The organism is Nocardia sp. bgisy134, assembly GCF_057708325.1.
Window position 1 is genome coordinate 115,772 of the sequence record NZ_JBYIRW010000008.1, and the last position, 17,635, is coordinate 133,406.

Consider the following 17,635-nt stretch of genomic DNA (forward strand, 5'->3'; position numbering starts at 1 on the left):
AAGTTACCCGCGAGTAGCATGCGGAAATCCGGAAAACTACCCCGGTGGCGACAACGGGCGGGAACGGCAACCAAACCGACCGCACCAACTCAACGGAGAGTGAGTACAGACCATGGGTCACTACAAGAGCAACGTCCGCGACCTGGAGTTCAACCTCTTCGAGGTCCTCGGACTCGGCTCCCTGCTCGACGCAGGCGCCTACGGCGACCTGGACAGCGACACTGTCAAGGAGATGCTCAACGAGGTGCGTCGCCTGGCCGAGGGCCCGCTGGCCGAGTCGTTCGTCGAGGGCGACCGCAACCCGCCGACCTTCGACCCCGAGACTCACGTCGTCACCCTGCCGGAAGCGTTCAAGAAGTCCTACCGCGCCCTCGAAGAGGGTGAGTGGATGAAGGTCGGCGTCCGCGAGGAGCTGGGCGGCCTCGGCGCTCCCGCCAGCGTCGTCTGGGCACTGAGCGAAATGATCCTCGGCGCCAACCCGCCCGCTCAGATGTACGGCGCAGGCCCCGGCTTCGCGCAGGTGTTCTACAACAACGGCACCGACGAGCAGAAGAAGTGGGCCCAGATCATCGCCGAGCGCAACTGGGGCGCCACCATGGTGCTGACCGAGCCGGACGCCGGCTCCGACGTCGGCGCCGGCCGCACCAAGGCGATCAAGCAGGAAGACGGCACCTGGCACATCGAGGGCGTCAAGCGCTTCATCACCTCGGGTGACTCCGACGACCTGTTCGAGAACATCATGCACCTGGTGCTGGCTCGCCCCGAGGGCGCGGGCCCGGGCACCAAGGGTCTGTCGCTGTTCTACGTGCCGAAGTACCACTTCGACTTCGAGACCCAGACCCTGGGCGACCGCAACGGTGCTTTCGTCACCAACGTCGAGCACAAGATGGGCATCAAGGTCTCGGCCACCTGTGAGGTCACCTTCGGCGGCCACGGCGTGCCCGCCAAGGGCTGGCTGGTCGGCGAGGTGCACAACGGCATCGCGCAGATGTTCGACGTCATCGAGAACGCCCGCATGATGGTCGGCACCAAGGCCATCGCCACCCTGTCGACGGGTTACCTGAACGCGCTCGACTACGCCAAGCAGCGCGTGCAGGGTGCGGACCTGACCCAGATGACCGACAAGGCCGCGCCGCGCGTCACCATCACCCACCACCCGGACGTGCGTCGTTCGCTGGCCCTGCAGAAGGCGTACGCCGAGGGCCTGCGCGCCATCTACCTCTACACCGCCGCGCACCAGAACGCCGACGTGGCGAACCTGGTCTCCGGCGCCGACTCCGACGTGGCCTTCCGGGTCAACGACCTGCTGCTGCCGATCGTCAAGGGTGTCGGTTCCGAGCGGGCCTACCAGTACCTGACCGAGTCGCTGCAGACCTTCGGTGGTTCGGGCTTCCTGCAGGACTACCCGGTCGAGCAGTACATCCGCGACGCCAAGATCGACTCGCTGTACGAGGGCACCACCGCCATCCAGGCGCAGGACTTCTTCTTCCGCAAGATCGCCCGTGACCGCGGTGTCGCGCTGGCGCACGTGGCGGGCCAGGTGCAGAAGTTCATCGACTCGGAGGCGGGCAACGGCCGCCTGAAGGGCGAGCGCAAGCTGCTGGCCACCGCGCTCGAGGACGTCCAGACCATGGCGGCGACCCTGACCGGCCACCTGATGGGCGCTCAGGAGCAGCCGTCCGAGCTGTACAAGGTCGGCCTGGGTTCGGTGCGCTTCCTGCTCTCCGTCGGCGACCTGCTCATCGGCTGGCAGCTGCTGCGCCAGGCCGAGGTCGCCATCGCGGCGCTCGACGCGGGCGCCTCCGGCTCGGATGTGGCCTTCTACAACGGCAAGATCGGTGTCGCGCAGTTCTTCGCGCGCAACGTCCTGCCCGAGTTGACCGCCACCCGCGCCGTCCTGGCCAACCTGGACAACGACATCATGGAGCTGGACGAGGCCGCCTTCTAAGGTCTCGCCGACACCGTCGAAACACCGCGAGAGCGGCCCGGATTCGTCCGGGCCGCTCTTTCGCGTTCGGGACATGGCGGGTCCCACAAGGTCAACCTCGCCCGAAACCGCAACGGGCAGGCAGAATGTTCGAGGCAGACCGCGCGCCACAGAAGGGACCCGTCCGGATGAACCGATCGCTGTCCGCACTCGCCAGAGCCGGGGCCGTCGCCGCGGCCTGCACGGTCGTGTTGGCAGGCCCCGCCGCCGCCGACCCGAACAACGTGAATCCCATTCCGGTGCTGAACGGCTGGCGCGGACTGCCGCAGCTGCCCGGGCCGACCAAGGCGGTCTTCCAGATGACCGGCATGGACAGCCCGAACCGCACGCAGAACGTGAACGTGCTCGGCACCGACCTCGGCATCATGTGGGACGACGGCAGCGGCCGGATGATCACCGCCTTCGGCGACAGCGCCGGGCTCGGCATCCCCAACCTGCTCGCGGGCAGCATGTGGGCCTGGACCTCGAACGTGCTGTTCCGCAGCACCACCAAGGATCCGTCGGGCGGCATCTTCTTCGACAGCGTCGTCCCGAATCCGTTGCCGAGCCCCAAGATTCCCGGCATCGAGATCAGTCTCATCCCCACCGCGGGCATTTCGGTGGGCGGAGTGCAGTACATGAGCCTGATGTCGGTGCGGGAGTGGGGCGATCACGGCAGGTGGAACACCAACTTCTCCACCCTGGCCACGTCCGGTGACGGCGGCCAGACCTGGGCGCCGCTCACCACCACCCGCCGCGCGAACGTGGACGGGCACGAGCGCTTCCAGCAGAACGCCTTCCTGAAGCACGACGGCTACGTCTACCGCTACGGCACCGCCCCTGGCCGCAACAACCCCGGATTCGTCTCGCGGACAAGGGAAGCCGACATCGCGAACATCGACTCCTACGAGTACTGGGACGGCGGCGCGTGGAAGCCGAACGATCCCTTGGCCTCGGCGCCGATCGTGGACGGCGTCGCCGAGTTGTCGGTGATGTGGAACGACTACCTCGGCCAGTTCGTCATGCTGACAACGGATCCGGCGAATTCCGTCGTCCTGCGGACGGCTTCGTCGCCGCAGGGGCCGTGGAGCGCGCCGCGGGTGCTGATCGAGGCCGCGTCGCTGCCGACCGCTTACGCGCCGATGATCTTCCCGTATCAGACCGGGTCGGATCTGTACTTTCTGCTGACGGTGCACACGCAGTACAACGTGGTGCTGATGAAGACGCCGCTGTAGGTACCGCGAATACGAGAACGGCCCGGGGTGTTCCCGGGCCGTTCTCGTATGCAGGAATGCGCCCGTCGCCTCCGACCTCCACCCGACACTGGCAGCCCGCGGCGCTGACAGCCTCGTGGCGGCACGGCCGTGCCGCGCCTACCGCGATCAGGGCAGCGACTAGCGACCGCTGGAGCCGGTGCCGATCAGGTTGCCGAGGCCGACGAGCAGGTTGGAGGAACCTGCGCTCCAGCCGTCGAGGTAGGGGTTGACGTAGCCGTCCGCGACCGGAAGCGGCTTCACACCGCCGGAGCCGGTGACAAGCAGGTTGGTCAGGCCGGTGCCGAAGTTCGAAGAACCGGCGCCCGAACCGGTGGTCTCGCCCGCGGTCGGCAGGGGCTTCACGCCACCCGAACCGGTCGCCAGCAGGTTGGTCAGACCGGTGGCGAAGTTGGACGAACCAGCGGCCGAACCGGTCTCCGCCGACGCCACACCGGAACCACCAAGGACGATACCGGCGGCGACCACAGCGATGCCGAGCACGCGAATCTTGCTCATGGAATTCTTCTCTTCCTCGAAAATCTTGGTCGACAACACAGTGCGGTCGACGCGCCTATGTCTATCACGCAATATTTTCGGGCCACGACGTGATGATGAACGCATCGCAAATGATCAGTTACGAGTAGTTCACCTTCGCGGGTTCCGACGCGTGAACTCGGCCCTCGGCACTCCTGCCTGGATCTCCGCGCTGACGTGCGGCGATGGCGAACCTTACGCGACATCGGGTTCGCGCCGATTGCCAGCCGTGCGGCAAATACTTCCGCGCAGAAGGGATTTCGAAGCTGCTGATATCCGATCGCGCTGATTGGATGGGTTGTTCAGCGCGGTATCGCGAGTAGTGTTTCAGCAAACTCGAGGACTTCCCGAAACGAAAAAATGCCCCGCCTCGATGAGGCGGGGCGTATTCGAGCTATGCGCTCACTTCGTCAGGTCGAGGTTCGCCGAACCGGTGATGAGCGTCTCCAGCAGCTTGGTCGTCGACTCCGAGGAACCGGCATCCGAGGCGGTGGGCTTCGTGGCGGAACCGGTCGCCAGGTTCTCGGCCAGCGCGGTCAGCGCCTCCGACGAACCGGTCTCCGCCGCGGTCGACTTCGTGGCGCCGGCCGAGCCGGTCGCCAATGCCTCGACCAACTGGGTCGTGAACTCCGCCGAACCGGTGGTCTCGGCGCCGGCCAGCCCGGAGCCTGCCAGCACGATTCCGGCAGCGGCGGCGAAAGCGAAACCGAACGAACGAATGATCTTCATCTTCGAAATATCCCCTTGGAAGTTATCCTCCGTCGGCAACCCGTTGGCGGCCGACGGGATTGTTCTATCACAGGGGTTCGAGTGTTAACGATGAACCGGTTGCAATTCAAACGGTGGGGAGTAACCCCGATTTTGCGAGCAACTCGGGATGAAAGGTTCGCAATCGGACGGCTCACGCTTTACCGCGGTCGATATCGCCCTCCGAACGGCTAAATCCGCAGCGCGAGCGCATCGCCGCGCCACGCCGTCCTACTAGGGCAGATACCTTGCAATCCGGACGCAAGCCGCCAGCTTGCCGAACGGACCATCCTCGTCGCCGACCATCGACGCCAGACCTTCAGCCGACCACAAGCCCGCGAAGTTACTGGCGGGTCGGAGCCCAAATCCGGTAGTGAGATCTATTTCACAAAATCGATATGTAACGTTTCACCTGGGCGAATACTGGGAACAATTCCGGCAAGCCTTTCGACAGCATTCCCACGGTTTGCAAGACTCAGTCCGAGGTTTGCAAATCAATTCCTCCGCGATCACTACTCGATCGAGGCCCCCGGTACACGATTCCGGAATAGGTCCTCGCAACGACTTCGCACGCCTCGCAGCGGTTGCGGCCACCGCGAGGCGTGCGGGCGCGTTGCGAAGAGGTCGCCTGGAAACGACAAAACGCCCCGCCTCCACAGCGGGGAGACGGGGCAGTCCAGGTCAGGCGGGGAGGCGCTCAGAGTTCCTCTTGCAACGAGGGTGGGATCTCGTAGCGGGCCGCCGGAGGTTCCTGGCCGGGAACGTGCAGGCGCAGGAAGCCGCGCAGCTCGTCGATGTGCTGTTGGAGAGCGCGGATCAGGCGGATGGCGTCACGGAAGCGCTTCTTGTCATCGACCGCCTGGCTCTCCAGAGTCTCTATGCGAGCGCGCAGTTTCGCGACTTCACGCGCCTGCCAGGCGGTGACGGCGCCGATCACCGTGGCCGCGGCGGCGCCGAACGCCTGCACGAATTCCGGACTCAACCAGCTCTGCGCCATTCATCGTCCGCCGTCCTGCCGATCGACCGGCGTGACCGCAGGCCGAATGACTGCGCCCGCGATCACCGGAGTGAGCAGGCCGTAGATCGTCAGTACCGACTCGATCCACGAGACATCGATCCGATGGCCGACGACGAAGGCGATCACCCCGGTGATCGCGACGAGCACCGAGCGGATCAGCGCGGGCTCGGGAAGTTTGGTGAGGAACATCAGATCTTTCCTTCCATGGCGTCGAGCAGACGGTCGACCTTGAGTTCGAGCGCCTTCAGACGCTGCTCGTTGCGATAGTCGGCGGCGTCGGAATTGAGCACATAGCCGGCCACCGTGTCCCGGTACTCGGAATCGGCCACCCGAGACTGGAATCCGTAGGTCAGCTCGAAGTGCACCCGGCGCAGCTTGTCGAGCAGTTCGCGCTGTTCCAAGTCGGAAAGTGCCACCAGCACACCGCCTTTCAATCGTTCCGCGACATCGGCGCGGAATTGGTCCATATCCATACCGCCCGGATCCCACTTGCCTTGTTTGGATCCGGCCCATTCCTTGTGGCCGATCACCCGATCGGCCCCGTGGCCGAGCCTGCGCAGAATCGCCGCGCAGCAGCCCACATACGCGTCGTATTGCTCGCGCGACCAGCCCTCGGTGCCGTTGTTCACGGCTTCGATGCCGATGGTGTGGAAATTCGCGTCGTCCTCGGGCAGCCCCGGCCAGCGGCCTACCCCGGCGTGCCAGGCAACACCTGCGGCGACGACCGTGACGGTGCCATCCCGGTCGAGATGCAATTGCGACAACGGCCCCTCCAAATGCGCAAAGCCGTAAGCGATTTCGGATGTCGGCGTATTGGAGCCGCCGGTGTGATGGGCGATGACGCCCCAGATCTCACCGAAATCGCCGTGCCCGCGCTCGCGCCAGCCGGGGAATTCGACCACACCCAAACCCTCCTCACGGAGGACGTCCGCCAACCAGACGGGATCACCGGTCCAAGACATGGCTGTCCTGCCTTTCCAATAGTTCGATGGACGAATAAGTCGCCGCGGGCATCGAAATAGCTGTGCGGACGCGATATTCGCGTCGGCGAAGGCGCCGACGGCCCAGCACGCCGACGCCTTCGACTCGGGCTTGTTACTCGCCCGATCCCGCGTTCGGCGGGAAGGCGTCGTACATGCTCTTCTTCCACCACAGGAGGTAGTCGGTGTTCATGAACGGGATCGCGCCCTGAAGGCCGGATTCGACGTACTCGAACTCACTGGGTTCCTCCCCCGGCGACGTCGGATCAGTCCGGGAACCCTGGCGGATCAGACACCGCTCGATGCCGAACGTGAAGTCCTCGGTACGCCAGTAGGTGGCGATACCGCTGGGGACACCGCCGCCGGGGAAACCGCCGACAACTAGCCCGCCGCCCGGCTCGGCCCACACGAGCTGGCCACCCGCGGGCACCTCGATGCTGGTCCACTCCGTGCTCGGGACGATGGGGATGCGAACAATTCTTGTCATGGAACAACTCCCATGATCAGGGCAGGTGCGAAACGCTCCCTGCCGAACCCACCACCGCGCGGTCGCGCGTGGTGCTCCGTCGGTGCACCCGTTCCACCGCACATGGCGGTGCTTCGGGGCATGCCGTTGAAGTTCGTAGATGTGGTCCCGGGGATGCCCGATCGGGACTTTCGCAGAGTCGGCTCGGCCGAGGCCCCGCTGATCGCCGAGGCGATCCTGTCGAGCACTTCGACTAACTTCTCCCTTATGGGATCTATGCTCTCCTGGGTTGCTGTGCGAAGCGGGACACCGCAGGCCGTACTAGATCAACTGGGTCTTCACGACACCGGAATCCACCACACTCCCGGCACTTCACAGTTCGCAGGGGCGACTATGCGCAATGGGTGGTACGTGGTGATCGACTACGAAGTCGAACCGCCCGGCTACCTCGCCAAGATGCATGCACTCCAACAACTTTCGAGCGGGATAGCCGAGTCGGAGGTAATCGCCTGCTACGAATCGTCCTACGGATCCACCAGCGGTGTCGCGGCATGGACTGGCGGGCAGCGAATTTGGAGCGTGATCCACGATTCGGCACAGGCAGAGGGGCCGAATCACATTCTCGGGGAGGGCGAACCTCCAGTAGAGTTCGCCGCTCTCCTCGCAAAGGCGTGGGACGACAACAGTCGCAGCGACGGCATCGACTACGTGTTCGATGTCCCAATTACCTTCGCAGGCAATCTCACCGGGTTCTCTGAGAACCGCAAACTTCCCCGCGGTTCCAAGATCACCGTGCTCGCTTGACTCGCCCGTTCGTGACTTTTCCGGGACAGACGGATTCGAGAGCGAAGCCAACGTACGTAACCGCGCCGACGTCCCTGCCCGTCGCACTGCGAGACGGTTACGACAACTGTCGTCGAACCCAGTCCGGGATCGCACTGCCCGGACGGCTGAAGGCTGTGAACTCCGCACGCAAATCATCGACGGATGGCGAGGGCATCCACTCGGAAATCTCCGAGTTCGAAAACGCCGCCCGATAGCGGTCCGGATCAGCGATCGAAATCTGGCCGCTCAACCAAGTTCCGGTCTCCGCGTCATACGAAGCACGCTTGTGCTCGGTCAGCAACTGAAGCAGACCCTCGGACGGGCGCACGTTGTCCACCGTCCCGTCGACCCGCCGCACCTGCACGCCCGCTGCGCCCGAAGCACCAACCACCGTCACCCACAGGAGCGCGAAATCCCAGCCGTCGCCGATCATTTCGACGGCCTCGGTAACCAGGGCACGCTCGATGACATCGATACCGACCGCGTCGGGCGCCCAAGACTCCCACCGCGCGGCGATCCCTTCATCGGACAGTTCGCGATTCACCAGGCCGATTATCTGTTCCACTACCGCAGGTGGCTGCGTATCACAGAACAGGATGATATCCACCCCGGCGACCTCAGCCAGCCCACGCTCCCGGGCCAACTGTTCCGCATAACCCGACCGAACCGCGTGAACATAACTGTTCATCTTCCGACGAAAGTCCTCGCACAACACCGCGACATCACCATCGCGATACGACCGCTCCTCCACCATCACCAACGCCAACCGGCCATCCGGCCCAACTGAGACCTGGTCGATACGATCGTGCTCGTTCACCGTCATCGGTATACCTCCGCGTCCCGCCGACCGGCCAGGACGTCTTCGTTTCCATCCGCGCGAATACGGGGTGCGCAGAAGCTGGTTGTGATGTGGTTACGTCGAATCCGTCCGACTCATATGCTCCGTACCAACTCCACGAGAGGTTGTCAGGGTATGAAGGCAGCGCTTCCAGCAAGGATCGAATCTCACCCGGATCCTCTTCCCAATCGAACACAGCAGCGAGCCCTCGCGCCGAGAGCGCACGGATCAAGGCACTCCAGGGATCTCCATCCGTAGCAGCCCGAACTCCCCGCACCACATCCGGTTCGTCAGGTGCCAGCAGCTTCGCGATCGAGACCATGGACTCCTGCGCGTTCCCGGGACTCATATCGTCCTCCTCATCTCCAAATTGGCACTGCAGTTAGCAGCGGCCTCACAACCGCAATGTCGTCAGCAGCGCAAACTCCGCTACAGACTTACTACTTCACTCCGTGTCAACTTCTGAGGTCTGCATACCGGGGAAACTGCGTGTCACAGAAGAGGACGATATCCACCCCTGCGATCTCAGCCAGCCCATGCTTTCGGGCCAGCTGTTCCGCATTTGCCGGGATCGTCCGGTCGTAGGGCCCACACGCCACTCCGCAACCGCCTGCGCCACCTGGATCGCGCAGGCGATATCTACTCGCCTCAGCCGGTCTGGGCGCTAGTTGCTTCCCTTGGCGGCCGAGTAGTCAGGCAACAGGTTACCCAACTCTTGCTCGAAAAGCGTTGCACGATCTATTGAGTCCAGGCGCCCGACCTTCTCTCTATCGAGGTACCAGCCGAGCAATTCGACTGCTTGACGCGGGCGCCCGCTCAGCACCGCAAGGACCGCCACACCACGCAGCAGACGAGGGCTGGGATTGAATCTGTCCTGATGAGTTGGTTCTCGCGCGACAATAAGTAGCTGATCGACACTGATACGCTGATCGAACCAGTCGCGGACCTTACCCCGTACGTAGCGAACGAATTCGTCGACGCCGTCACCACCAACATCGAACATGTGAAATGTTCGATCGATCTTCCGTGGCGTATCGAGCGATCCGAAACCCACCATTTGGAGGTAATTGAAGTTCAAGTACTCCGCAGGCTTGTAGCTGCTGTCCAAAGCAGTGACGGGCAGCTGTTTCACAACCTCCGCAACGGCGTCCGACAGCAGATAGGCATACCCTGAAATTCTAACGCCTTCGCTGGAAGGATCGTCGACCACCAGCGCTTCGATAGCCCCCTTGGTCATGCCCGGAATACCGATTCCGTCATTGACGAACCAGACTTTATGCGCAGCCGGCGAACCGCGCTGACCGTCGCCGACTTCGAAGGTCGCGTATAAGACGTACCCCTCGACGGCTATCGCCTGCCGCAACTTATCGATAATCATCGCAGCAGTGTTCGGGCGTCCACGCTGGGCCATCTACCCCACCTTCCTATGGATCCAACTCCGACCGTTACGGATAGGACCAAGACAGTCATGGCATTTTGCTATCACCTTGTCGTGATAGCCCGATGTCGCCACCTGTCAAACCGGCAGAACCGAGCCTCTCAGGCCGATCTGGGGCCCAATCCTACAGCGCCACCCCATCGGCCTACGCACCATCAAGCCGCAGCATAGGTCAAGGAGTGGAGTTCCTCTGCCCGTACAGCATTACCCGGGCGGTCATTTCCGTCGTGGATATTTACCGTCAGAGACTGATTCGCCCACCGGCGGCGACCGGAGTAAGCGCCGCGAAACGGATCGACTGACCCCACAGGCGGAGACAGGGGAACGACTGTTGTGGCAGCGAGGCCGAGGTCGCTACGAGCAACAAATCCTCCATTCGCCAACGCGTCCGTAGCATCCGGAACAACCTGCCCCGTTGCGCGAAGTATGAAATCGGTGGCGGCCTGGCGGGCTCGAGTGATCATTGCCTGAACATGCCGCCCTTGAGCCGCATCTCGCAGAGCGAGTTCCTCGGCAAGAGCATTCCATGCAAGGAGCTTGGAATTCGTCAGCTCCAACTGTTTGGTTTTCTTGTTCTTACGAACAAAGGGACTGTAGTTTTCGCTGAACTCCTCTGCCGCCTTGGCCAGCACTGCGTCGCTGGGCCGGTATGCGACCTCACCTGGCCACTGCTTCCCAGTGCCGTTCCATCGAATCGTTTCGACCCTGTCGACTACGACATCGTCAGGATCGAAGCCCGCGTCCTCGAGCCTCTTTCTCAACTCCACATTCTTTGGTTCGAACTGGAGCCTCTGATCGCCGCTCTGATAGTGTGTATATCCGGGACGCTGGTTCGGCTGATAGTCGGCATTCCATCCCTTGGACTCCACAAATACGAGTTTGCCGTCCGGAGTTCTCGCGATGAAGTCCGGTTTGAATCCATCCTTACCGACACCGGGCGCGATGATGTTTACTTCGTTGCCTGTCGCAATGATTTCGTATCCATCGAGCTCGAGCTTTGCTCGAGTAAGCGCATCACCGACGAAGCCCTTGGCACCAGAAGATTCCCGGCCCGTTAGATTCGAGTCATCCCACCGGTTCGATCCGTCCGGCGAGATCGGCTCCATGCCAGAGTGCGAGGCCGGTGGCGTGGCCAGTTCCAGCCTACGATTCCACTCAGCTTTCGAAATCCCTGGTGGATGGATGTCGACCACCGAAACGGGCCAATGCCGCCCTGGCTCACCAGGCAGATCAGTGCCTGCACGGTCGTCCAAATGCGAGCCTTCACTCGCGTTCGGATCACCCTCGCGCCTGCCAGCACCGTCGAGGCCGCCGGTTCTCGGGGTTCGAGCATTGTCGATCGCCGCGAGGACTTCCTCAGCCGTCAGCCACTCGCCCTCGCCGCTCCTCCTGGGATTCAGCGTCTCTTGTAGCGCCCGTAATTCTCTGAGAGCGTCGATGATCTCGGCTTCGCTCTTGCCGGCCCCGACCATCTTGTTGATCAGTTGTTCTTCGCCGGCGCGCCCGCCGCGCTTGAACGCACCCAAACCTTTTGGGCCAGGGATGAGGAAAGTGGCGGCGGTCAGGACGCCTTTGGTTATCGATACTGTGCTGTCTTCGGCTAACTCATCGGTGTTCGTTCCCGCCACCATCGCCTGAAGTGCTTGCCAACGTTCATGGCCATCGCCCTTGAACAAGGGCTTCAACGATTCGACGGTCTCTCCGGCGATGTCGTCCGAGGTCACCAGAGGATCGCCAGGTAGTAGAACGTTGGCAGCGGCACCCAGGTCGGTCAACCCGAAGAATGCCCGACCCGCTCCGTAGACGACCTCGTAGGTTGTGTCGACAATCTTTTCGGTACGGGTCCGTTTGTCGGCCGGCTTCTGGCGGCTGAGGACGTTGCCGTCGATGTCATAGACCGTGACCCCGAGGTGGACATCAAGGCGGGAAATGGTGGTCTTGCCTTCGGCGTCGGTGGTGATTGTGTCGCGGTACCACTCACCAGGCTTGTTGCCACGGAATTCGTCGGTGAGCTTGCCGCTCTCATCCATGCGGAGTAGGTGCACACCCGTATCGGTCGGCTGGGTGCGCGTCAGGACCGGCTTGCCCTGGCTGTCCGGTGCGACTTCCCACCTATTGCCGTCTACTGTCCGCCAGCCATAACCGTCGCTGTCGATCTGACCAGTGAATGTGCTGACCAGCCCGCCATTTCCGTCTCGGGTGGTGGCCGAGAACGTCTTGTTGCCGTAGTTGTCGACGTGGACGTTGTCGTAGAGGCCGTTCTTGTTCGCGACACCTAGGTCGGTGCCGATCCTGTTGCCCTGCTGGTCGTAGGACGCGGTGGCCGTAGTCTTGTAGTCGGATGACATCCCGAATTCGTGACTCGGCCTGCCCGAGGTCGATGCTCCTGGATTGAAGTGCTGGCCGTAGACCTCGCTACCTTGCGTGTCTTTGCCTGCATATGAGGATGTGCCGGACGAGTCGTCGTTCCACCGTTGCCACCCTCCCAGTCCGTTGCCCGCGACCCGCGAGTTCGTAGTGCTGCCATCAGGATTGGTAATGACTTGGTCGACAGTCTGATTACCATTACCTGCAGGGATCGTGTTCACTACGGTTCGCCCGTCGGGCAACGTGGTGGTCCACGTATCGCCTTCCTTGCGGCCAGTGGTGTCGGGCAGGCCGTAGATATCTGTCACGGCTCATCGCCTCCTCAAAGGTTTCAGGCGCGCCGAATCCGACTCGAAATGCCGTAAGAGCCAGCCGATCTCAGATGGGCGGCCGCAGTGCGCAATTCGGCCTGACGATTACGACGGAAAGGACAATTGACCGGCCCTGTCACGAGCCGGAAAGTGGCGTGCTCGCGGCCGTTCGCCGACTTCGGGCGCACCCGGTTTCCAGCTGAGTGCGTCGAAGCTCGATACCCCGGGCGCAGAACGATGGCGGGGCAGCGAGCTCCGGTGTGTCCGATACCGACAGTTCGGCAGTATTTGGAAGCGGTCGTCGGACACGGCTCATCGCCTCCGATCAAGGGGCGTCGAATCCGCCGAGCAGACATCGGCCGCCGAAACCGTCGAGCAGCTGCGCAGTTGCGTCGTTCGGGAGAACGGCCGCACGCCTAGAGTGGGTGGGAGCGGCCAGGGTGATCAGGTGATCCGCAGATAGGTATTGGCCGCGTTGATCGTGGCCGTCGAGAATGAGGGCCACTGACTGGTATCGGTGACCTCGAGCGTGATCCGATCGCCCGCGGCTACCGCGACCGTGGCGCTCGCGGTGGCCGGATTGGCCGATGTGCCGGTGGCGATGACCGTGCCATTCTTCTTGAGGCGCACGGCAATCACGTTCGCAAACGTTCCGACCGTCCAGCCGACACTGCCGACGATCGTGGCCGAGGCGTGCGCGCCCTGGCTCACCAAAGCATTGGTATCCACGGTCGAGCCGGGATAGTTCGCGGTGTCCGCGGTCCAGTTGATCACCTGCACCCAGGCGTTCTGGGTGGCGGGCCCGGGCTGGGTCCCGCTCTTGTTCATTCCCGACGGCCGGAAACCGGGCACGGCGGTCGCCGTCAGGCTGCCGCCACCTGTCAATGGCGCGGAAACCGACACGGGCGGAAGGACGAGCACACCGATCATGGTGGCCGTGCCGTGGAACGCCGACACCGCACCGGAATGCGGTACGACGGTGGCCGACAACTCGCCCGCGCCACGCGCGATCGCGTTGATCGCCGCTGCGCGACCAGCACTACCGAATCCGGCGGTAACCAGCACCTTCGCCGAAAGCCCCGCCGCGACTCGCGCACGCGCCGAACCACCGCTCTCGAAGCCGACGGCACCGGACTGGCTCGGGGCGTACTGGGCCGCCAATTGCCCTGACGCACTGCTGATTCCCTGTGCCGTGACAGATGCCGTCGTCGGCGCGAGCAGCGTGCCGGCACCCGTCGTGTCCGCACGGATGAAGGGAACGACCACGGGAATGTACTTGCCCGCGATGAAAGCCACCGGCGCCGAGGGCAACGCCGAGCTGCTGGCGGGCGACGCGGGGATAGCTGGAGTAGCCGATGGCGACACAGGCAGTCTCGCCGATTTCAATGCAGGGTCCGCCACAGCGACCTCCTTCAAAACGATTGGTATCCAATAATTCGCGTCCCGAGTGCGGCGATCTCCGGGTATCGGCCGAGGCGCGGGACGATGACCTCGGAGAAGCAAAGTGCCGCGCTCGACCATCGATCGAGCGCGGCACAATGTCAGGCGGCAAGTGCCACCCCGATTCGCCTGGCGAGGGGCTGACTATCCGCTGGAGACAGCTGCCGTGGCGGTGCCCAGGGCAAAGAACGACGGCAACGCGTCGCAGTGCGTCGCAGTCACCGACGTGAGCTCACCGGTACCGGGGAAGGCGGCATCGGCTGCCACAGCACGGGTGTCGGCGTCGAACCACGCGTTCAGCACCACAGACGCACCGGAACCGACGACCACACGCGCCGTGGGAGACGCGGTGTCGCCGAAACCAGGGACGACCGATTGCGACGACCGCGTCACGGCCGTCAGCAGACCGGCTCCACTAGCGGCGGCCGCTGCTCTCGCGGACGGAGTGGACGGCGCGGCCGGACCGGCGACGCCCGCGAAAGTCGCGTACACGAAGGCGGGAACGACTGGGACCCGCGTCCCGTCGATGACGGTGACCGGTGTCTTCGGTAGCGCCCCCGCGCGGGCGGACGTCGCCGGAACGGTAAGGGCCACTGTCGGCGGAGCAGGCAGAGCCGCCGTGATCACCTGACCTGGTGGTGTCATCGAACTCTCCGATTCGCGGCGATCAGCTCATGGTGAAGGTCGGGGTGATGAGCAGTGTGCCCTGGGCGCCGAGGGTGGTGGAGGCGATGGCGACCTTGTCGATGAAGGTGCCGCCGTTGAGGGCGCTCCACAGACCCGCGTGGGTGTAGGTGCCCGCGGGCAGGTCGATGGTGACCTGGCTGCCGGTGATCTGGCCGTTGGCGGGGGCGGACCAGGTGGTGGCGACCCGCTTGTAGGCGGGCGAACCGCCGGACGCCTCGTTGGCGCCGTTGGTGCCCGGGTCCGCGGTGTGGACCGAGATGTAGACGGTGGTGGCGATGTTGGCGTAGGCGGTGCACAGCGCGTTCTTGGTCGAGGTGACGGCGATAGCCATGGTCGAGCTCCTTGTCGATGAAGGTGGAAACAGCGATTCGTCGAATCCCGCAGGCCGGGAATGACTTCGGATTCGGATCTAGATGCGGATGACGGTGCCCGCGTACCAGGCGTACGTAGTCGCAGGCGAGGTCGGGTAGGTGACCAGCATCGTGTAACGCGAGTTGGTCGGGATCTGGTCGCAGGTCGCGGCGGGCACGGTCCACGTCGCGGTGGTCGAGCCGACGACCGCCGACCATGCGCCGAGCGACGCGCCTCCCGGCGCGGTCAGCACGATGGAAATCATTGTGCCCGTGGGAAATACGGCTCCATCGGAGGGCTGAATGGTCTGCACGAAGCTGGCGCCCGTGGTCAGTTTCAGCGGTTGGAGGGTGGGCTGATAGCCCAGGTATCCGGGATCGTTCGGTGTGCTCATAGAGTTCCTCTGTTTTGTTCGACCTCGTCCACGAGTTCGCTGGACAGGTTCGGTCAGGGATTCGGCCAAGCTGCGGCCGATTCGATGCGGATCGCACACGGCGGCGCGCCGCAGTCGGGCAGGCGCTTCGCGCAGACGGACCGGACTCAGGAGAAGGAGCTGAGCGCCCCGTCGAAATAGGTGTGGGTACCAGACGGATCGCCGTACATTTGATTTGCGCCGGCAATGTAATACCCCGGCGCCCAGACACTCCCCGCGCCCGCGAAGACAACGAATGTTCCCGAAACGCGATAGACCGCAGATCCTGCGGTCTCACCGCTGTTGCGAACGACCTTCCACTGCCCCTCGGGACTCGGCGCGGACCACAACGAGACGTTGTAGTTGTATCCCTCTCCGCACGCTTGCGCCCATTGCGCGCCAACGCTCATCACGTACCAGCCGGGTTTGGTGATCTGGATCTGGCCCGAAGAAAGGTTGAGCACGTTGACCTTGTTCGCCTGCCGCACCGTGTCGAAAATGGTTCCGTAACGTGCATTTCCCGCGCTTTGCGCGACTGTCGTCGCGCTCTGGCGATACAGCGACCAGCCGGTACCGACAACAGGCGGCGACGAGGTGTCGGCCGCAGCGAAAGATTCGATGTCGAAACCGAAGTACTGGGTGGTGCCGGACCAGTCGGAATCCACGTGGCACGCGCTGTAGAACCCGACCCACCGGTTGCCTGCGCCGACCGGGGACGAGACAGCAGTGTCTTGATAGCCGAGTCTGCTGACGCCGTTGACGAGGACCTCGTAGGACGAGCCGGTCGCACCGACGGTGACCGTATCACCGGTATTAAGTGACAGATTCGTTCTTTCGGCCCAGATCGTGACAGTCATCTGACCGTTGATCAACGTTGCCCGCTGGAGTGAGATCTTGGAGGTCCCGAGCTGTACCAGAACGAAAGTCGACAGGTCCACAGCCGCACGGATGAGAACACCGCTGCCGGTGAAATAGCCCGCCTGATTGGCGCGACCCAACACCAACGACACCGACTGGGAGTCGGTCATGAGCGGTGTCTTGTACAGTGCGAAATCGCCACCCGTGCCGGTGTTTCCGCTCTTCGCGATACCGGCTTGGTTAGTGACGACGACCATGTCGGGTACGGTGTGACTGCCGTCGACCCACTTGAGGACCGACCACTTCGTGGTGTTCCAGGACTCGAAGCTGTCGGTGACCGCCGCTCCGCCGACCTCGTTCTGCGTCCTGTCGGTTTGCAGATTGGCGATGGCCGCCGCGTTGGACGCCGACGTGCTCTGAGCCGCATTCGCTGTCACCTGCGCGTCGGAAGCATCGGTCTGTGCCGAACTCGCCGCGTTGAGCGCACGGTTGGTAGCCGAGTTCAGGTTCGCGCCGATCGCATCCACGCCGGCGAAGGACTGCATGACATTGGACATGATCGAGGCCTGCGCCGACGCCCAGGTGACCTTCTGCAGGTTGCGGATCGAGCTTCCGGTGTAGGCGCCGGGAGGAATCTTCTTCTCGGGATTCGTCATCGGTCACCACCGGACGCGATGCTCTCGGCATCGCCGACCTGCGCGTGGTTGAGGTTCAGCTCGCGCGGATCGACCAGATGCTTGAGCTCACCCGACTCGCGCAGCTGCTCCACCAGGTTCGCTCGTTCGTCCGGGGTCAGCTGGGCCACGTCGGGCGCCGATGTTTCCGGCGGCCGCGCTGCGCCCTTCTCGGCCCACTGGCCTGCACCGTTGAGCCAATGGGTGACGCCACGAGCGGGCGGGATGTATTCCTTGGTCTGCTCGTCGGCGTAGTGTCGAAAACCGAGATCCCAGAGGTGTTTCGACCACTGCCGCAGCACGTCCGGGTGCACCAGCAAGGGCGAGTTGCGCGGGCCGGGCAAGCCGACGAGGGCCCACACGAACGCGTCGTACGGATCGTTGGGATCGCAGTCCTCGTGCGAGGGAATAGGCATAGTTCTCTCCGGCAATAGAAATGAGATTTGGCGAAACCGCCCTGTTCGACC

Annotated in this window: 19 protein-coding genes; 3 read left to right on the top strand and 16 right to left on the bottom strand. The window is 63.5% G+C overall.

The genetic code is table 11. The features are described from left to right. Window positions 1-112: 112 nt before the first annotated feature. On the top strand, window positions 113-1,948 hold the full coding sequence (locus AC3ERS_RS16160) for an acyl-CoA dehydrogenase (RefSeq protein ID WP_431968220.1): 1,836 nt from the start codon (window positions 113-115) through the stop codon (window positions 1,946-1,948). A gap of 167 nt (window positions 1,949-2,115) precedes the next feature. After that, entirely contained in the window at window positions 2,116-3,201 is a 1,086-nt protein-coding gene (locus AC3ERS_RS16165) for a glycoside hydrolase family 183 protein (protein WP_431968222.1), read from the top strand. Between the two features lie 159 nt (window positions 3,202-3,360). Here the strand turns inward: AC3ERS_RS16165 and AC3ERS_RS16170 are convergent, their stop codons facing one another. The 6 genes from AC3ERS_RS16170 to AC3ERS_RS16195 form a co-directional block, all read right to left on the bottom strand. Further along, entirely contained in the window at window positions 3,361-3,738 is a 378-nt protein-coding gene (locus tag AC3ERS_RS16170) for a hypothetical protein (RefSeq protein ID WP_431968224.1), read from the bottom strand. 420 nt (window positions 3,739-4,158) lie between these two features. After that, window positions 4,159-4,485, bottom strand: a complete 327-nt coding sequence (locus AC3ERS_RS16175) for a hypothetical protein (protein ID WP_431968226.1) — start codon at window positions 4,483-4,485, stop codon at window positions 4,159-4,161. A 715-nt stretch (window positions 4,486-5,200) separates the two neighbouring features. Further along, window positions 5,201-5,500 carry a hypothetical protein gene (locus AC3ERS_RS16180; protein WP_357411214.1) on the bottom strand — a complete coding sequence of 100 codons (300 nt, stop codon included), beginning with the start codon at window positions 5,498-5,500 and terminating at the stop codon, window positions 5,201-5,203. After that, the gene (locus AC3ERS_RS16185; protein WP_431968228.1) at window positions 5,501-5,710 is read right to left on the bottom strand and encodes a hypothetical protein; all 210 of its coding nucleotides are present in this window, start codon (window positions 5,708-5,710) and stop codon (window positions 5,501-5,503) included. After that, a complete protein-coding gene (locus tag AC3ERS_RS16190) occupies window positions 5,710-6,483 on the bottom strand; it encodes an N-acetylmuramoyl-L-alanine amidase (RefSeq protein WP_431968230.1) in 774 nt (257 codons plus the stop codon). The genes AC3ERS_RS16185 and AC3ERS_RS16190 overlap by 1 nt, the downstream gene beginning before the upstream one ends. Window positions 6,484-6,616: 133 nt before the next feature. After that, complete coding sequence (locus tag AC3ERS_RS16195) at window positions 6,617-6,988, bottom strand: hypothetical protein (protein ID WP_431968232.1); 372 nt, start codon at window positions 6,986-6,988, stop codon at window positions 6,617-6,619. 120 nt (window positions 6,989-7,108) lie between these two features. Between AC3ERS_RS16195 and AC3ERS_RS16200 the strand changes: the two genes are divergently transcribed. Beyond that, window positions 7,109-7,771: a hypothetical protein gene (locus AC3ERS_RS16200; protein WP_431968234.1), complete on the top strand. Its 663-nt coding sequence runs from the start codon at window positions 7,109-7,111 to the stop codon at window positions 7,769-7,771. 97 nt (window positions 7,772-7,868) lie between these two features. Here AC3ERS_RS16200 and AC3ERS_RS16205 read toward each other — a convergent pair whose 3' ends face one another. From AC3ERS_RS16205 to AC3ERS_RS16250, 10 genes are all read right to left on the bottom strand, one after another. After that, complete coding sequence (locus AC3ERS_RS16205) at window positions 7,869-8,615, bottom strand: hypothetical protein (RefSeq protein ID WP_431968236.1); 747 nt, start codon at window positions 8,613-8,615, stop codon at window positions 7,869-7,871. Then, window positions 8,515-8,979 carry a DUF6630 family protein gene (locus AC3ERS_RS16210; RefSeq protein ID WP_431968238.1) on the bottom strand — a complete coding sequence of 155 codons (465 nt, stop codon included), beginning with the start codon at window positions 8,977-8,979 and terminating at the stop codon, window positions 8,515-8,517. The genes AC3ERS_RS16205 and AC3ERS_RS16210 overlap by 101 nt, the downstream gene beginning before the upstream one ends. A gap of 315 nt (window positions 8,980-9,294) precedes the next feature. After that, the gene (locus AC3ERS_RS16215) at window positions 9,295-10,041 is read right to left on the bottom strand and encodes a hypothetical protein (protein WP_431968240.1); all 747 of its coding nucleotides are present in this window, start codon (window positions 10,039-10,041) and stop codon (window positions 9,295-9,297) included. 182 nt (window positions 10,042-10,223) lie between these two features. Further along, window positions 10,224-12,743, bottom strand: a complete 2,520-nt coding sequence (locus AC3ERS_RS16220) for a hypothetical protein (RefSeq protein WP_431968242.1) — start codon at window positions 12,741-12,743, stop codon at window positions 10,224-10,226. A gap of 447 nt (window positions 12,744-13,190) precedes the next feature. Next, window positions 13,191-14,267: a hypothetical protein gene (locus tag AC3ERS_RS16225; RefSeq protein WP_431968244.1), complete on the bottom strand. Its 1,077-nt coding sequence runs from the start codon at window positions 14,265-14,267 to the stop codon at window positions 13,191-13,193. A 63-nt stretch (window positions 14,268-14,330) separates the two neighbouring features. Further along, complete coding sequence (locus AC3ERS_RS16230; RefSeq protein WP_431968246.1) at window positions 14,331-14,831, bottom strand: hypothetical protein; 501 nt, start codon at window positions 14,829-14,831, stop codon at window positions 14,331-14,333. A gap of 22 nt (window positions 14,832-14,853) precedes the next feature. Then, window positions 14,854-15,204, bottom strand: coding sequence for a phage tail fiber protein (locus AC3ERS_RS16235; RefSeq protein ID WP_431968248.1), 351 nt, complete (start codon window positions 15,202-15,204; stop codon window positions 14,854-14,856). Between the two features lie 78 nt (window positions 15,205-15,282). Further along, complete coding sequence (locus AC3ERS_RS16240; protein ID WP_431968250.1) at window positions 15,283-15,618, bottom strand: LtfC-like domain-containing protein; 336 nt, start codon at window positions 15,616-15,618, stop codon at window positions 15,283-15,285. Between the two features lie 146 nt (window positions 15,619-15,764). Then, on the bottom strand, window positions 15,765-17,150 hold the full coding sequence (locus tag AC3ERS_RS16245) for a hypothetical protein (protein WP_431968252.1): 1,386 nt from the start codon (window positions 17,148-17,150) through the stop codon (window positions 15,765-15,767). After that, window positions 17,147-17,584, bottom strand: coding sequence for a phage gene 29 protein family protein (locus AC3ERS_RS16250; protein ID WP_431968254.1), 438 nt, complete (start codon window positions 17,582-17,584; stop codon window positions 17,147-17,149). Before AC3ERS_RS16250 ends, AC3ERS_RS16245 begins: the two co-directional genes overlap by 4 nt. Window positions 17,585-17,635: the final 51 nt, after the last annotated feature.

Excerpts from the sequence above, each read along its gene's own strand:
- AC3ERS_RS16160 (WP_431968220.1), top strand. The coding sequence starts at position 113 with ATGGGTCACTACAAGAGCAACGTCCGCGACCTGGAGTTCAACCTCTTC.
- AC3ERS_RS16165 (WP_431968222.1), top strand. The coding sequence starts at position 2,116 with ATGAACCGATCGCTGTCCGCACTCGCCAGAGCCGGGGCCGTCGCCGCG.
- AC3ERS_RS16170 (WP_431968224.1), bottom strand. The coding sequence starts at position 3,738 with ATGAGCAAGATTCGCGTGCTCGGCATCGCTGTGGTCGCCGCCGGTATC.
- AC3ERS_RS16175 (WP_431968226.1), bottom strand. The coding sequence starts at position 4,485 with ATGAAGATCATTCGTTCGTTCGGTTTCGCTTTCGCCGCCGCTGCCGGA.
- AC3ERS_RS16180 (WP_357411214.1), bottom strand. The coding sequence starts at position 5,500 with ATGGCGCAGAGCTGGTTGAGTCCGGAATTCGTGCAGGCGTTCGGCGCC.
- AC3ERS_RS16185 (WP_431968228.1), bottom strand. The coding sequence starts at position 5,710 with ATGTTCCTCACCAAACTTCCCGAGCCCGCGCTGATCCGCTCGGTGCTC.
- AC3ERS_RS16190 (WP_431968230.1), bottom strand. The coding sequence starts at position 6,483 with ATGTCTTGGACCGGTGATCCCGTCTGGTTGGCGGACGTCCTCCGTGAG.
- AC3ERS_RS16195 (WP_431968232.1), bottom strand. The coding sequence starts at position 6,988 with ATGACAAGAATTGTTCGCATCCCCATCGTCCCGAGCACGGAGTGGACC.
- AC3ERS_RS16200 (WP_431968234.1), top strand. The coding sequence starts at position 7,109 with ATGCCGTTGAAGTTCGTAGATGTGGTCCCGGGGATGCCCGATCGGGAC.
- AC3ERS_RS16205 (WP_431968236.1), bottom strand. The coding sequence starts at position 8,615 with ATGACGGTGAACGAGCACGATCGTATCGACCAGGTCTCAGTTGGGCCG.
- AC3ERS_RS16210 (WP_431968238.1), bottom strand. The coding sequence starts at position 8,979 with ATGAGTCCCGGGAACGCGCAGGAGTCCATGGTCTCGATCGCGAAGCTG.
- AC3ERS_RS16215 (WP_431968240.1), bottom strand. The coding sequence starts at position 10,041 with ATGGCCCAGCGTGGACGCCCGAACACTGCTGCGATGATTATCGATAAG.
- AC3ERS_RS16225 (WP_431968244.1), bottom strand. The coding sequence starts at position 14,267 with ATGGTCGAGCGCGGCACTTTGCTTCTCCGAGGTCATCGTCCCGCGCCT.
- AC3ERS_RS16230 (WP_431968246.1), bottom strand. The coding sequence starts at position 14,831 with ATGACACCACCAGGTCAGGTGATCACGGCGGCTCTGCCTGCTCCGCCG.
- AC3ERS_RS16235 (WP_431968248.1), bottom strand. The coding sequence starts at position 15,204 with ATGGCTATCGCCGTCACCTCGACCAAGAACGCGCTGTGCACCGCCTAC.
- AC3ERS_RS16240 (WP_431968250.1), bottom strand. The coding sequence starts at position 15,618 with ATGAGCACACCGAACGATCCCGGATACCTGGGCTATCAGCCCACCCTC.
- AC3ERS_RS16245 (WP_431968252.1), bottom strand. The coding sequence starts at position 17,150 with ATGACGAATCCCGAGAAGAAGATTCCTCCCGGCGCCTACACCGGAAGC.
- AC3ERS_RS16250 (WP_431968254.1), bottom strand. The coding sequence starts at position 17,584 with ATGCCTATTCCCTCGCACGAGGACTGCGATCCCAACGATCCGTACGAC.